14 protein-coding genes and 1 pseudogene are annotated in these 13,777 nt (G+C 66.5%); 7 read left to right on the top strand and 8 right to left on the bottom strand.

All coding sequences use genetic code 11. From position 1 onward, the window contains the following. The first annotated feature begins 42 nt into the window (after window positions 1–42). The 5 genes and pseudogenes from ACFVTH_RS17270 to ACFVTH_RS17290 all read left to right on the top strand — a co-directional run bounded on the left by ACFVTH_RS17270 (window position 43) and on the right by ACFVTH_RS17290 (window position 4,699). Entirely contained in the window at window positions 43–960 is a 918-nt protein-coding gene (locus ACFVTH_RS17270; protein WP_387093518.1) for a dihydrodipicolinate synthase family protein, read from the top strand. After that, window positions 957–1,676 carry an SDR family NAD(P)-dependent oxidoreductase gene (locus ACFVTH_RS17275; protein WP_387093521.1) on the top strand — a complete coding sequence of 240 codons (720 nt, stop codon included), beginning with the start codon at window positions 957–959 and terminating at the stop codon, window positions 1,674–1,676. The genes ACFVTH_RS17270 and ACFVTH_RS17275 overlap by 4 nt, the downstream gene beginning before the upstream one ends. Then, a pseudogene (locus tag ACFVTH_RS17280) lies at window positions 1,640–2,131 on the top strand (DUF4862 family protein); the annotation flags it as partial. The gene ACFVTH_RS17275 and the pseudogene ACFVTH_RS17280, both read left to right, overlap by 37 nt. Window positions 2,132–2,177: 46 nt before the next feature. After that, the gene (locus ACFVTH_RS17285) at window positions 2,178–3,485 is read left to right on the top strand and encodes a DUF4862 family protein (protein ID WP_387093523.1); all 1,308 of its coding nucleotides are present in this window, start codon (window positions 2,178–2,180) and stop codon (window positions 3,483–3,485) included. A 53-nt stretch (window positions 3,486–3,538) separates the two neighbouring features. After that, the gene (locus tag ACFVTH_RS17290; RefSeq protein WP_387093526.1) at window positions 3,539–4,699 is read left to right on the top strand and encodes a mandelate racemase/muconate lactonizing enzyme family protein; all 1,161 of its coding nucleotides are present in this window, start codon (window positions 3,539–3,541) and stop codon (window positions 4,697–4,699) included. A 324-nt stretch (window positions 4,700–5,023) separates the two neighbouring features. On the opposite strand, the gene ACFVTH_RS17295 is transcribed toward ACFVTH_RS17290, so the two are convergent. The 4 genes from ACFVTH_RS17295 to tatA all read right to left on the bottom strand — a co-directional run bounded on the left by ACFVTH_RS17295 (window position 5,024) and on the right by tatA (window position 7,703). Beyond that, window positions 5,024–5,185 carry an NPCBM/NEW2 domain-containing protein gene (locus tag ACFVTH_RS17295; RefSeq protein ID WP_387093529.1) on the bottom strand — a complete coding sequence of 54 codons (162 nt, stop codon included), beginning with the start codon at window positions 5,183–5,185 and terminating at the stop codon, window positions 5,024–5,026. A gap of 286 nt (window positions 5,186–5,471) precedes the next feature. Continuing rightward, complete coding sequence (locus ACFVTH_RS17300; RefSeq protein WP_387093532.1) at window positions 5,472–6,797, bottom strand: CPBP family intramembrane glutamic endopeptidase; 1,326 nt, start codon at window positions 6,795–6,797, stop codon at window positions 5,472–5,474. Continuing rightward, complete coding sequence (locus ACFVTH_RS17305; RefSeq protein ID WP_387093535.1) at window positions 6,794–7,186, bottom strand: helix-turn-helix domain-containing protein; 393 nt, start codon at window positions 7,184–7,186, stop codon at window positions 6,794–6,796. The genes ACFVTH_RS17300 and ACFVTH_RS17305 overlap by 4 nt, the downstream gene beginning before the upstream one ends. A 301-nt stretch (window positions 7,187–7,487) precedes the next feature. Further along, window positions 7,488–7,703, bottom strand: a complete 216-nt coding sequence (gene tatA, locus ACFVTH_RS17310) for a twin-arginine translocase TatA/TatE family subunit (RefSeq protein WP_387093538.1) — start codon at window positions 7,701–7,703, stop codon at window positions 7,488–7,490. 45 nt (window positions 7,704–7,748) lie between these two features. Here tatA and ACFVTH_RS17315 point away from each other — a divergent pair, with 45 nt between their 5' ends. Further along, a complete protein-coding gene (locus ACFVTH_RS17315; RefSeq protein WP_387093540.1) occupies window positions 7,749–9,257 on the top strand; it encodes a glycoside hydrolase family 30 beta sandwich domain-containing protein in 1,509 nt (502 codons plus the stop codon). After that, entirely contained in the window at window positions 9,254–10,270 is a 1,017-nt protein-coding gene (locus ACFVTH_RS17320) for a hypothetical protein (protein WP_387093543.1), read from the top strand. The genes ACFVTH_RS17315 and ACFVTH_RS17320 overlap by 4 nt, the downstream gene beginning before the upstream one ends. A gap of 265 nt (window positions 10,271–10,535) precedes the next feature. Here the strand turns inward: ACFVTH_RS17320 and ACFVTH_RS17325 are convergent, their stop codons facing one another. Genes ACFVTH_RS17325 through ACFVTH_RS17340 form a run of 4 tightly spaced genes read right to left on the bottom strand, consistent with a single transcriptional unit; the run spans window position 10,536 to window position 13,735 of the window. Beyond that, a complete protein-coding gene (locus tag ACFVTH_RS17325; RefSeq protein ID WP_387093545.1) occupies window positions 10,536–11,564 on the bottom strand; it encodes a lactonase family protein in 1,029 nt (342 codons plus the stop codon). 26 nt (window positions 11,565–11,590) lie between these two features. Beyond that, window positions 11,591–12,190 (bottom strand): bifunctional 4-hydroxy-2-oxoglutarate aldolase/2-dehydro-3-deoxy-phosphogluconate aldolase, encoded by a 600-nt coding sequence (locus tag ACFVTH_RS17330; RefSeq protein WP_387093548.1) that lies wholly within the window; start codon window positions 12,188–12,190, stop codon window positions 11,591–11,593. Beyond that, window positions 12,187–13,086 (bottom strand): sugar kinase, encoded by a 900-nt coding sequence (locus ACFVTH_RS17335; RefSeq protein WP_387093550.1) that lies wholly within the window; start codon window positions 13,084–13,086, stop codon window positions 12,187–12,189. Before ACFVTH_RS17335 ends, ACFVTH_RS17330 begins: the two co-directional genes overlap by 4 nt. Further along, complete coding sequence (locus ACFVTH_RS17340; protein WP_387093553.1) at window positions 13,079–13,735, bottom strand: GntR family transcriptional regulator; 657 nt, start codon at window positions 13,733–13,735, stop codon at window positions 13,079–13,081. The genes ACFVTH_RS17335 and ACFVTH_RS17340 overlap by 8 nt, the downstream gene beginning before the upstream one ends. Window positions 13,736–13,777: the final 42 nt, after the last annotated feature.

A 13,777-nucleotide genomic window follows, 5' to 3' on the forward strand; every position in this document is an offset into this window, starting at 1 on the left:
CACGCCCAGACAGACAGACAGACAAGAGAAATCGTGCACCCAATGACCAAGACCGCGACGGGCCTGATGCCCATCCTCGCAACCCCGTTCGATTCGTCAGGCGCGCTCGACCGGCCGAGCTTCCGCCGCCTCCTCGAGTTCGAGCTCGAGAGCGGCGTCGACGGGGTCGCAGTTTTCGGAATGGCCAGCGAGGGCTTCGCGCTTCGGACTGACGAGCGCCGCATCATCCTCGACGATGTGCGCGACGTCGTCGGCGGTGCCGTGCCGGTGATCGCCGGCGTGAACGCGACCTCCACGGTCGGTGCCATCGAGCAGGCGCGCGAAGCCGTCGAAGGCGGCGCAGACGTGCTCATGGTGCTGCCGCCGTACATGGTGAAACCCGCGCCTGCCTCGCTCGTCGACTTCTACGGACAGGTTGCAGCGTCAACTCCGGCGCACATCATGGTGCAGGATGCCCCGGGTGCGACCGGCGTCGCGATGTCGCCGGCGTTGATCGCCGAGCTGAGCCGCATCGACGGGGTGGAATCAGTCAAGGTCGAGGCGCCACCCACGGCGCCGAAAGTCGGCGCCGTCATCGACGCCCTCGACAGTAATGACTTCGCCATCATCGGCGGCCAGAACGCGCTGTTCTGCCTCGAGGAGTACGCTCGCGGCGCCATAGGCACGATGCCGGCGTGCGAGTTCCCTGACTTGCTGAAGCCGATACTCGACGACTGGCGCATCGCCGATTTGGCAGCTGCGCGGGACGGGTTCCAGCGGCTCCTGCCGCTCATCCTGCTCGGCCTCCAGCCGGGGATCGCTTGGTCGGTGCACAAGGAGGTGCTCGTGGCTCGGGGGATCATCGCGCACGCCGCTGTCCGGTATCCGGCGGTCGATGTCGATGCGGGCACCCGCATCGCTATCCGCGTGGTGCTCGATGAACTCGGCCTGCGGGCCGGGGCCGTGCGGGCACGCGCATGACCGGCCGGGGCGTGCTTGTGATCGGCGCGAAATCGGACATCGCGCACGCCATCGCCCGCTCGTTCGCCGACAACGGCGACCGGCTCTTCGGGGCCGGTCTCGACGTATCGGATGACCCGGTTTGGGCCGGGTTCGAAGTCGCTGACTGCGCCGATCCGGAACGCGCGAACCACGTCGTCTACACCGCGCTCGAGACGCTGGGGCGGCTCGACGTGCTGGTGCTGGCCGCGGCGCGCATTACCTTCGTCTCGGCCGACCAAGCGACCGATGAGCAGTGGCGGAGCACGATCGGCGCCAGCCTTGACACGGCCTTCTTCACCGCTCGGGCCGTTCTCCCCCATCTTCCCCGTGGTGGCTCCATCGTCGCGATCTCCTCGGTGAACGCGGTCCGCGCAGCACCGGCGCTTCCGGCATACGCCGCTGCCAAGGCGGGTCTCGAGGGCCTCGTTCGTCAGCTCGCGCTCGAGTACGGTCCGCGCGGGATCCGCGTCAACGCGGTCGCGCCTGGCACGATCAAGGCCGAACGGTACGACCATGCCGAAGGGTACCCGCTCGGCCGTGTCGGGCGGCCCGAGGAGGTCGCCGCGGTCGTGTCGTTCCTAGCGTCCGACGGGGCTTCGTTCATCACAGGAGCCACAATCCCGGTCGACGGTGGGCTGTCGATCTCGTCGCCAGCCGCATGGCTGCAGCCATCCCTGCGGTCGCTGTGGATGTGACCGCGCCGAAGTTCATCGTCGGTGCCTATGCCATTACCTCGGGCCTCGGCGCGCCCGATGACCTCGCTCTCACGAACGCGGTGCTCGCAACCCCGGGGGTCGACAGGTTCGAGATCCCCATATTTGGTGATCGGCTGCACGATAACGAGCGCGGACTGCTCGAGACAATCGGCAACGAGAAGACGCTGGTGACCACGCTCGTCGGGGCGACCGTCGAGAGGTTGGCGAATGACGTCGCGTTCGGACTCGCCTCGACCGACGAGTTCGGGCGGGCACGTGCGCTTCTGCCGTGTCAGCGACCACACCGGCCGGCAGATCGTCTCGGGTATCGAACTGCACCTCGCGTGTGGCATGGATCCTCCGGCGACGCGCTCGCTCACTCGCTCGACGAGGTCGCCGGGTGGGACTGGGAGGGTACCGAACTCCTGCTCGAACACTGCGGTGCCGGGCGGCCCACGGCGCCCGCGCGGAAAGGCGTCTTGCGACTGAAGGAAGAGTTCGATGGGATCGATCGGTCTGGCGCCGGTCGGTGTGGTTGTCAACCGGGGACGTTCCGCCATCGAGGGGCGGTCTGCCGTCAGCCCGCTCGAGCGTCTTCAGGCCGCTCGAGCGCGTGGGCGGTTGCGCGGCTTGGTGTTCTCGGGAGTACCCGCCGCGGTATCGGCCCGTGGCGGCGCTTGGGCGGACGTGCACCTGCCTCCCGCTGGTGCGATCGATTCCGACGAGTTGTCGCTGCTCGACGAGTCAGCGATGGTCGAATGCCTCGTCATCGTCGCGACGAGCGACCTCGCCTTCCTCGGACTCAGGGTTTCGAACGGCCGAGAGGCGTCGATCGCGAGTCGTGCCACAATGCTGGCGCGTTCACTGGACACGACGGACTGTGTGGCGACCGCGACGGCTGGAGGACTCGCCCTGAGCCGGACAATCACCGCAACCTCGCTCGAATTCAGCATGCACAAAATGAATGCGACACCCATACAATGGAAGCGGAGAGGATCGCACAAAATGGCTTCAGATTCGGCTGGCGGCACGCAAGCGGTCATGCGTGCGCTCTCACTGCTCGCCTGCTTCTCGGGTGACCAAGGCGAGCTGCGGGTATCCGAGCTCTGCGCGATGACCGGGCTCGGCCAGTCGACCGTCTCCCGCATGATGTCCTCGCTCGATCGCATCGGGTACGTCGTTCAAGACGAGCGTACCGGGCTCTACCGGCTCGGTCAGGCCCCGATTACCATGGGCTCGATCGCGCTCAACCAGTCACCGGTGTTCACTGCGGCCCGCCAGGTCGCGCAGAATCTGGCGCACCGTGTCGGCCTCGGAGCGAACGTCGCCGAGCGCAACGGAGACCAACTCTTCTATCTGTGCAACTTCGAGGGCCCGAACGCTCCGAAGTCCTTCACCATGGCCGGGCGCACCGCACCGCTGAACGCCACTGCGATCGGAAAGGCGATTCTGTCGGGCATGGCGCGCGAAGAGGTCGACGCGTACCTGGCGACCGGCGTGCAGAAGTTCACGCCGCAAACGATCACCGAACCTGCGGCAATGCATGCTGCGCTCGACGGGATCCGCTCACGGGGGTACTCCACCGAGGTTGAGGAGCTCGCATTTGGTCGGGCCTGCCTTGCCGCCCCCATCCGCACCAGAGGGGGCGCCACCGTCGCCGCCATCTCGGTGAGCGGACCGCTATCTGCGATCGACCTCGATCATCCGCAAGAGCTCGCTCTGCAAGTGATCGAGGCCGCCGACGAGATTTCAGTCGCGCTCGGTTACAGCCCGTCCCAACGGCCGGTGCTGGCCGCCTCCACTGCCTGAGCGATACCCTGCGCCCGCGCCTCGCGTGGCGCCTAACCCGCCAAGGAGCGCGAGTGAAGATCCAGCGTGTCGAGACGTTCCCTGTGTTCCTCAGCCAGCGGGAGGCCGGAGACTCCTACGCCGGCTCGGCGACAATCCCGCACGGCGGATACCGACTAAACCCGCCGTGGCGCAGCCTGTACTCTCCCGGTTACGAGTCCCTCTTCGTGAAGATCACGACCGACGACGGTCTGGTCGGCTGGGGCGAGGCATTAGCACCGGTGGCTCCCGAGGTCCCTGCAACAATCGTCGACCGCATACTGGCTCCGCTGCTTGTTGGTATGGACCCGCGGGCCGTTCGCGTATTGTGGCATCGGATGACTGAGTCCATGCGCGAACGCGGTCACCTCGTCGGGCACCAAGCCGATGCCATGGCCGCGGTCGACATCGCGCTCTGGGATCTCTGGGGCAAGGCCCTCGACAGCCCGGTCGCGGCGCTCGCCGGCGGTGCGTTCACGGACTCGGTTCCGAGTTACGTGTCGGGAATCAGGGGTGCGGATGACGCGGAGAAGCGCGATCGTGCGCGCGAACTCGCCGAACGCGGCATCCGACGGTTCAAACTGCACTTGGGCTCCGGCATCGCCACCGACCTCGCGACCTACGACGCCGTACGCTCGGCGCACCCCGACATCACCGTCGCCCTGGACGCTCATTGGCAATATTCCCTCGGCGAGGCGAAACTACTCGGCCGCGAACTCGATGATCGACGGGCATGGTTCTTCGAGGCCCCGCTCGCACCCGAAGATGTCGAAGGGCATCGCGAGCTCGCTGAGTACATCGCCACACCTGTCGCCGTCGGCGAGGCGATGCGAAACCGCTTCGAGTTCGCCGATTGGATGCAGCGTCGAGCAGTACGGGTAGCGCAGCCCGACATCGGACGCACCGGCATCACCGAGGGCCTCGCGATCGCTATGCTCGGCGACGCCTATGGGGTGCAGGTCGCGCCGCACCACTCGGCGGCGTTTGGCGTCGTGATGGCAGCGGGCGTTCATGTGTCGGCGGCCACGCCCGCGCTCCTCGCGTTCGAGTACCAGCCTTACACCGTGGGCGTTGCGAACCGGTTGCTAGTCGACCCGCTGCGCATCGATGACGCCGGCTATTTCGCCCTTCCTGCAGCCCCCGGCCTCGGCATCAAGGTCGACGAAGCCGCGGTTCGTCGGTACATCCTCGACTGAGACGAGCTTGTGGCGAGGCCAGGTGATCGGCGCAGCACACGGCGGATGCCCCGCGGGGGGCGGGAATCGCACTGTCCGGGGCATCCGGCGGTCATCGAACCCCTGCGGGTTGAGCGGGCTCGGTCAACCGCAGCTTCAGGCATCGTACGCGACATGCTCGTGGCAGTTGCCCTGACGGACAGCCGTTTCACCTCGACCTCGATGGTGCCTGCAGGACCTCGACGGCGCGGGCCTTAAACAACGCGGTCGCGTTCTTGCACGACGACACACACCTTCCCCGCGATGCAACGGGTCTCGATCACCGCGGCGACCTTGAGCGTCGGCTCAAGCGTCGGCGCAGTCGAGCTTCGGGTTCGCCCAGCTAGCACGGTCCCAGCTGTTCGCACCATTGGAGTCGATGTGCAGACGCATCCACGTGACACCGGTCAGGTCGACAGTGAGCTTCCTCGCGGGGTCGGCGCGGGTCAGCACCCCCGCTGTCTGCACGTTTGACGTCGTCGTCCACTCCGACTTCCGTGGTCAACGAGGTGCAGCGGCGATCATCCAGAACGGGGCGCCGGAGACTGTGAGACTTCCGACAGATCACCCCACCGATCCCGGCCGCCCTCTTCGACACACTCGCCACGCTGACCCGAACGACGAGGCAGTCTCCACCCAGTTTCACTCGGCACTTCAGAACCCGAGTCGTGGAGCGACGACGCGCGCCCTTACAGAGAACCGGTCGCGGCGCACCCCCAAATCGCAGGACGGACCGCGTGGAGCGTCGCCGCGACTAAGAGGCGCCCGGGCGCAGCACCCGTCCGTCGCGGCACGGCAGCCGACGGAACTGGCCGGTCGCCGCGAGCGCGACGATTACGAGGGCCATCACGATCCACGTGACCGCGCCGAGCGGGCTCACCAGCGGCAGCGGCGCCGGCGACCCGGCGGCGATCACGAGGGAGAGGAAGCCCGCCGCCGCGTTGAACGCGCCGTGGCCGAAGACCGCGGGCCAGACGGATCCGGTGCGCAGCCGAGTCCAGCCGAGGAGGATGCCGAAGAGAGTACAGCCGCCGACCATCAAGGCGAGGCCAGAAGCATCTGTAAGCCCGAAGTTGTATCCGAGGAGGATGATCGGGCTGTGCCAGAGGCCCCAGATGACTCCGCTGACGATGAGCGCCGACCAGTTACCGAGGGGCTGGAGGCTCGGCAGCAGCCACCCGCGCCAGCCGATCTCCTCGCCAAATGCAGCGACGCCGTTGGCCAGGGCGCCGATGGGGATGGCGATCAGCTGTAGCGCGACAAGCAGTTGGATGGGGACAGGCGGAGTCTCGACGCCGAGTGTCGTGAGTTGCTGGGCGAACCCCGAGAATTCCACGAGGTCGAGCGTGACCAGCCCGAGGGCGGCGGCGAGCAGGGCTCCGAGCACGACGACGAGGATGCTGCCGAAGATCGCGCCGACAGTCATCCAGATCGTGCGAGCGAGTGGGCGGAGCGGCCAGAGACCGAGGTACTCGGGGATCGATGCCGGACGCGGGGCCTGCACGAGGAACACTGTGGCGACCGTCGCGACGAGCGGGGCGAACATCATGACAGGCAGCAGCACCCCAGCGATTGGGTTCGCGAGACCGCCGTCAATCCAGAGCGGAAATGCGATCGCCCAGGCGAGCCCGAACGAGATCGCCACGTATGTGATGACGGCGGCCCACTGCACACCCTCCGGGGTGGCTCGCATCGCTGGTCCCCCGGCGTCCCCTGCGGTCTCGCGGCCGTCATTGGCGGCGGCCGCGTTGATCGCGTCGACCAGCCGGCGCGGCTCGTTGACGGTAAGCACGAGCCGCTCGAAGCGCTCGTCGGCCAGCTCGATCACGATGGTCGCTCCTGGAGTGCTGACGTTCCAAAACGTCTTCTCTCCGTCACGCACGAAGGTGCCCGACCACTTGCCCGGAGCGGAGAGAGCGGGCGCGCGAACGCCCTTGGGTTCGTGGTTCGCGCCTAGATCGAACGTGGCGCCGCGCACGTGCGCGAGCGGCACCTCTATTCGCCGGGTAAGCGACCACACCTTGTCTATCCCCTTCGGCTCGACGAACAGGGAGCCGTTCTGGATGGTGACGATGTTCATGAGGTCCTCTCCGACGAATGCGTTATGGAAGGCAGGCTGAGGTCAGCGCGCTCGAGCAGCCGGGCACCGAGCTTCGCGGACGGGTCGCCACCAGGAAGCTCCGCGAGCCGCTCAGCGCAGAGCTCGCGCACATCTCGGTCACGCGGCGCGAGCTCGAGCAGTGCAACGAGGAGGAGATCGAGGGTCTCGACCTCCTTGACGTCCGCATGGCGGAGCGCCTCGAGGAACAGCCCACGCTTGCTGCCGAACGCCTTGTAGAGGCTGCCACGGTGCAGGCCGCTCGCGGTCACGAGATCGTCGATCGACGTACCCTCGTAGCCCGTACACAGGAACGACTCGGCGCACCGCGCGATGACATCACGTTCGTCGAAGCTCCTGTTTCGTCCCACGCCTCGACGTTAGCGATTGGTGAACGTTCAGTCAAGAACGATCGGTCAACAATCGGTCAGTATGGCTCAGTGGGGCGCAGGCGACAAAGCTTGTCCCCCCTGGCCCACTCAGTGGCGAGAGCTTGCTTGAACTGTGGTGGCGACCGAGTTCGCGAGGCAGCGGGCGCCAGCCGATCCGGCCGCCCCTGAGGCGGTCACTCGATCGCACCGGCGCCCCGGCACATGACTTGATGCCTTCGGCTCGGTTGCAGCCGTTGATATTGCTCGTTCCCCCTGTCCGCCCGGTCGGACCCGCGGCATCTCAGCCCGAACGCTCCGCCGCAGAGGTCTCTGCGGGCGAGCTGCCGGAGCCGTCGTCAAGAGCTGCATCGCCTGGAGTCGGTTGCACCTCCTTCCGCAGGATGCGCATGGACTGCCCAACACTCCTTGCCAGAGCCGGGAGCTTCGGTGCGCCGAAGAGGAGCAGGACGATCGCCAGCACGATCAGAAGGTGCCAGCCACTGAGATTCGCAACCATGAGAACTCCTTGTCACATATTTCGTACTTCGTATATCGTGAACATATGCTCAACGAAGTGCAATCACCAGAATCAGCCGACACCCGCCCTCGTGCAGCTCTGAGCCGCCGTACGTTCCTGGGAGGCGCTGTTGGCGCCTCCGCGGCGAGCGCGCTCGTCCTCGCGGGACCCTACACGCCCGTGCATGCTGCCCCCGGAAGCAGCTACGTCCTCCAATGGGACCGCTTCAGGCAGACGATCTTGGGTCTCGGATTCGAGATCCAAAGCGACTCAATCGGTTCCGGAAACCTCGGGCTGCCCGAGGCGACAACCTCCGTGCCGCACGACCTGACCTCGAGCGAACGGACACGCTTGTGCACCGAGATGCTCCGGGCGGGAACTGATCGCGGATTTCGCTACTGTCGCCTCGCACTGGGGCTGTATCTGCGCGGGCTGACCGCCGACCAGCGCAATATCGTCGGCCGGTGGCCGGAACAGATGGCAGAGCTGCGCGAGATGGTGGCGAAGTCCAAGGTCGAAGGCATGGCCGTCGAGTACTGGTCCCCGACCCCGTATTGGAAGTCGACCAACAGCTACGTCCGCGGCACCCTGAAGAGCGGCGACCAGGATTTCCTCAGTGAGTTCGCCGATGCGCTCGTTCAGGATGTCCGCTACCTCGAGGACAACGGCCTCCCCGTCTCATGGTGGTGCCTGCAGAACGAGCCGTACCTGCAGACAAGCTACTCGAGTTGCGAATACTCCGACGAGCTCTACCACGCCGCGTTCCGCACGACTGCATCGCGAATCCGTTCGGAGTTCCCGCACATTCTGATCCATGCGACCAGCCACGGCGGGCAGTTCGGCCGTGGTGGCGCGGCCATCCGCTCCGATGATTCGGCTCTGGCACTCGTCGACGGGTGGACTTGGCACAGAATCGGAGCGGACTCAAACGAGCAACTTCCCGGCCAGTGGGACTTCAGCAAGGATGCTGAGGACCGTGCGGTCTACAACAATGAGTTCGAGTATCTGAGCTGGGGCGACAAGCCGATGCCCTGGTATCCAGTGAATACCGCGCAGTCGATCATGAACTGGATGACCTTTCATGATTCACCCACGTGGATCTGGCTCCATGCGCTGAAGCCGACCTACAACGCCGAGTCGGTCGGGTACTCACTCGGATTCTGGCGCCCTTGGGACGACGACGACTTCAGTCACTTCCCGGAGCTGCAGAAGGGCCACTGGACATGGAACCCCATGAACTGGAACGGCCTTTCGGGGTTCTTGCGGCATATGCCCTGGGACGCGGTACGCATCGAGGTGGATGAGCCGACCGTTCGACCCGACCACCGGATCATGGCCTGGATCGCTCCCGGCGGTCAACGGACGTTCGTGCTTACGAACCGCACGGCGAGCGCATACACGTTCCATCTCGATGTCGGTGATGCCGCCGCGTATCGCGGCAGCCGTTACGGGTTCGATGCCAACGCGATCGATCTCGACATCAAGTCGGGTCCGACGTTCAGCGTCGATATCCCCGCGTACTCGATCGAATTCTGGACGGAGGAGCAGGCATGACCACGGCAAACGATATCGAATCGATGACGGTGCCGGACGCAGTCGAGGTCATCATCGACAACCTCGACGCAGAGCTCACGGGAACGTGGTTGGTGTCCTCGTTCCAGCCGAACTTCTACGGCAGCAACTACCACTATGCCAACAGGTCGGCCGTGTCGACGGAACCCCGCGTCGCTCGCTGGCGACCGTCAATCCCGCGCGCCGGTGAGTTCGAGGTCTTCGTGTGGTTGCCGGACGGCAAGCCCGACCGCTCCCAGGCGGTCAAGTACCGCGTTCATCACGACGGTGAGATCTCGGAGTTCCTGATCGACCAGACCGAGCCCGGCGGGAAATGGCGACGGCTCGGAGACTCAACCCTTTCGTTCAGCGGATCTGGTGACGAGTTCGTCGAACTCCGAATGTCGGACGTGCCGGTGAAACAGGGGTTTGCCGTCTACGTCCACGTCGACGCTGTGCGGGTCGCAACGCCGCCGCCGCCGCCGTCGGAAGCCCCAGGAGATCTGCAGGTGAAGACCGGACGCAACTGGGTCGAAGTCTGGTGGTCGGCCGTCGATGACGCGGATCGGTACAACGTCTCACGCAGTGTCGATGGCGGAGAACCCGAAGAGTATGAGGCCACGGGCCGCGCGTTTCTCGATCTCGATCTGAAACCCGGCTCCACGGCGCAGTACCGCATCCGGGCCGCGAACGCTTCGGGCGTGGGCCCCGAGTCGCAGGTCGTGGAAGGGCGATGCCGCACCGGTGCGCCGCTTCAGGCGGTGCAGGGGCTTACGATCTCGTCCGAGAACGGTCGTCCGCGGCTCCAGTGGAACGCCTCGCGCGACGCTCGGGGGTACCGGATCGAACGCACCAATCGGAGTGGCGGGAACTTGAAGGTCATCGCGGAGGTCGGCGCGGACGCGACGTCGTTCACCGACACCGCGTCCCCCGACCGCGCCCACTACGTCGTGCGATCCGTCAATGAGCATGGACCTGCGGTTCTCGGTTCCTGGCAGGTGAACTGGAAGCGCTGAACGTGCTGCGCCGTTGACGCCGGATCTCTGGTGACCGCGAACGTCGCACGACGACGGCAACTCGAGCCGTCGAGGGGCCCGCAGAACCATGTCGGGCTCCTCGGCGGTGTTCATCGGCACGGTCCCGTCTGCAGGCCGACGACGCCGACGAAGAGGTGGCTGCGAGGAGCTGCGGGAGCCCGGGTCGCGCCGCCCTCGACCTCGTCTCGATCCGGTCGATTCCGGCGGTCACCAGTGATCGGCTCGTTACGGCGGCTGGCTCAGCTTATTCGGGCACCGGCAACCGCATGAGACAGGCCGGTGCTGGTGTCGGCACAGTCCCGACAACCGTGGACGGCACGCCCATTGGGTCGATCTCGACGACCGCGATGGAATCGCTCGCCTGGTCTGCGACGAGAAGGTAGCGCTCGTCGTGAGTGAGTTCGAGGTCCCGCGGATACCGGCCGCCCGTGCGCAGTTCGACGAGGTGCTCGAGCGATCGGTCGCGTTCATCGAAGCGGAAGGCATGAACGGCGTCGGTCGCTCGGTCGCCGACGAGCACGGTCCCGGCCGCGGTTCGGCGGATCGCCGAGATGCCGAGGCTCGTCTTAGACCGCAACCCCGGAATCCGGACGCAGCGGATCTCGGCGCTCTCCACAAGATCGACGATGCTCACGGTCCGGTCGAGCTCATTCGCGACGACGGCGAGATCGCCTGCAACGACGAGATGACGCGGTCCTGCGCCAGGATGCAGCAGATGGTCGTCGGATGCCTCGTGCACGAGCTTCCGCGAGTCCGTTGGGTCCACCGTGATCGCACAGATCCGGTCGCTGCCGAGGTCCGGCACAAGGATCCGGCGCCGGCGCTCGTCGCGGACGATCTGATGAGGGTGCGATGCGAGTTGCCGGATCTGATGCGGCCCGGAACCGTGCAGAGCGACCGACCCGAGGAGCCCGGCCGTTCCGGCGTTGTGCAACGATACGCTGCCGCCAGCGTAGTTCGCCACGAAGAGCTTCGAGCCGTCCGCGCTGAACTCGATGTGGCACGGGGCCGCGGCACCCGTCGGGGAAGGGCCGGCGACCGGCGTCAGTCCCTCGCCTTCCGCGAGCCACACCGACACTCGACCATCGGGAAGCTCATGGACGATACCGATGACGCCGCGGTGCCAGGCGAGGAACATCGGGTTCGCGCCCACCTCGATCGGGTCGCCGAGTGTTAACGTGCCGTCTACGGCCACGGTAAGTCGCCGAACCCCCTCCGCAGTCGAGCCGATGCGTCCGAGGGTCGATGCCCCGACCCAGAATTCGGTCTGCACGTGAACCGGATGCATCGTGCCTCGGATCAGCGAGTGAGCACGGCCAGGGCGGGCAGTTGCGTGGCATCCTCGAGCGCGGAACCGATGGCGACGGCGCTGGCACCACCCGCGAGGAAGCTGGCCGCGTTTGCGGCCGATATTCCACCGGTCGCGACGAAGCGTACGTCGGCGAACGGTCCGTGCATAGCGCGGATCCACGACACGCCGAGTTCGGCGGCCGGGAATGCCTTCTGCCATCGCAGTCCCAAGCGGCGGGCGCGATGCACCTCGGTACCCGTGGCGACCCCGGGCAGGTGCGGCATGCCGGCATCCAGCGAACACGCCGCGACCTCGTCGTCGAGGCCGGGACTCACGGTGAAACTCGCACCGAGGGTTCGGGCGAGGTCGACATCGGCGGCATGGAGCACCGTTCCGGCGCCGACGTGCCGGTCGTGCTCTCGCGAGGCCGCGACGAGTGCTGCGAGCGATTCGGCGTCGCGGTCGGTCTGCAACGGCACTTCGATGCAGTCGATGCCGACGGACCACGCGATGCGGGCGAGTTCGAGGGTGCGCTCGGGCCCGTAGCCTCGCAGGATCGCCATGACCGGCACCCGATCGAACAGACTGTCGAAATGAAGGTGCGTCATCGTGCGGTCTCCTCAAGAGGTGGCAAATCCTCGACGGTCACGAGCACACGGGCAGCCGCAGCGTGCCCGAGACGCAGGCACTCCTCGGCCGGCTTCCCGCCCAGCAGACCCGCGAGGTAGCCGCCGGCGAAGGCGTCACCGGCCCCGACCGGCTCGACGACATCGACGTGGAGGGCCGGTTCGAACACGGCCGGTTCGTCACGCTCGAAGGCCGTGGCGCCGAGTGCGCCGTCCTTCACGACGAGGACCGTCGGTTCTGGCAAGTGAGCACGGATATCGTGTGGCGAGTGGGTGCCCCAGAGCGCCTCAGCCTCGTCACGCCCGACGAAGCAAAGGTCGGCACGTCGGGCGTAACTCGCGAGCACCTCGCAAGCGGACCGTTCCTTCCAGAGAGCGGGCCGGAAGTTCACGTCGAACGAGACGAGTGTGTCGGCAGCGGCCGCCTCGGCGAACAGTGAGTCGATCATCGCCCCGCACCCGGTCGAGAGCGCCGGGGTCACGCCGGTGACATGCACGACTCTCGCCTCGGCGACTGCGGTCGCCGGCACAGTTCCCGGGAGCATCCTCGACGCTGCCGATCCCGCTCGGTAGTAGAGGACAGTCGTTCCCTCCGCGCACGGATCCTTGAGCATCAGACCGGTCGGCGCGTCGGCGTCGACGCGGACGAGCGAGCAGTCGACGCCACGTTCCTCGAGCTCGGCAACCAGGCGTCGGCCGACGGCATCAGCTCCGACCCGAGACGCCCACCCGGCCGAGTACCCGTGTGCGGCGACATGCACGGCCACATTCGACTCGCCGCCCGCGATCGCGGCCCGATATGACGCGGCGACATCGATACCGCCATCGAGCGGCGTCAGTGCGAGCATCGTTTCTCCGACGGCGAGTAGTTCAGGCATTGCCGAGTTCTGCGACGTCGTCTGCCGGGGCTTCGATCTCGCCTCGAGCGTGCACATGAGCTCGCACGGCCTCGACGGCACCTGCGGCGTCACCCGCCTCGAGCGCGGCGATAATCGCGTGGTGCTCGGCGATCGCATGTTGCCAATCTGCCGAGAATCCCTGGATAACTGCGCGGTAGCGGCGAACCTTCGTCAGCAACTCGTCGACGACATCGACGACGCTCTCGAACGTGCTAGCGCGGGCGATCTCTAGGTGGAACTCGGAGTTGAGCGCGCCCATCTCGGCGTCGCTGGCACGACCGAGGCCCTGACGCATCTGCTCATTGAGCTCGCGGAGCGCGCCGAGTTGTGTTTCTCCGATCCGGTCGGCCGCGAGCTTCATGGCGAGTGTCTCGACCTCTTCGCGCAGAAAATAGATGCCCCGCAGCTCGTGCGTCGGGAGGGGGGCAACGCGCGGTCCGGCGTGCGGCGCGGTCACGACGAGCCCGGCGCCTTCGAGGCTCGAGAGCGCCTCGCGGAGCGGGATCTTGCTGACCCCGAGTTCACGCGCGATTTCGTCGAGCACGATGCGGTCGCCGGGCTTGAGGTCGCCGTTGATAATCGCATCGGCGAGCCGCTGCCGAATCTGGGTTGCCTTGGTGTCGACCACCAGGGGTCGCCCTGCAAGCGCACTCATCGTTCTCCTCTCAGG

Source organism: Agromyces sp. NPDC058104 (assembly GCF_042884835.1).
Lineage (GTDB): Bacteria > Actinomycetota > Actinomycetes > Actinomycetales > Microbacteriaceae > Agromyces.

Coding starts and splice junctions, on each gene's coding strand:
- ACFVTH_RS17320 (WP_387093543.1), top strand. CDS start 9,254: ATGACCACGGCAAACGATATCGAATCGATGACGGTGCCGGACGCAGTC.
- ACFVTH_RS17285 (WP_387093523.1), top strand. CDS start 2,178: ATGGGATCGATCGGTCTGGCGCCGGTCGGTGTGGTTGTCAACCGGGGA.
- ACFVTH_RS17275 (WP_387093521.1), top strand. CDS start 957: ATGACCGGCCGGGGCGTGCTTGTGATCGGCGCGAAATCGGACATCGCG.
- ACFVTH_RS17300 (WP_387093532.1), bottom strand. CDS start 6,797: ATGAACATCGTCACCATCCAGAACGGCTCCCTGTTCGTCGAGCCGAAG.
- ACFVTH_RS17330 (WP_387093548.1), bottom strand. CDS start 12,190: ATGACGCACCTTCATTTCGACAGTCTGTTCGATCGGGTGCCGGTCATG.
- ACFVTH_RS17335 (WP_387093550.1), bottom strand. CDS start 13,086: ATGCCTGAACTACTCGCCGTCGGAGAAACGATGCTCGCACTGACGCCG.
- tatA (WP_387093538.1), bottom strand. CDS start 7,703: ATGGTTGCGAATCTCAGTGGCTGGCACCTTCTGATCGTGCTGGCGATC.
- ACFVTH_RS17315 (WP_387093540.1), top strand. CDS start 7,749: ATGCTCAACGAAGTGCAATCACCAGAATCAGCCGACACCCGCCCTCGT.
- ACFVTH_RS17270 (WP_387093518.1), top strand. CDS start 43: ATGACCAAGACCGCGACGGGCCTGATGCCCATCCTCGCAACCCCGTTC.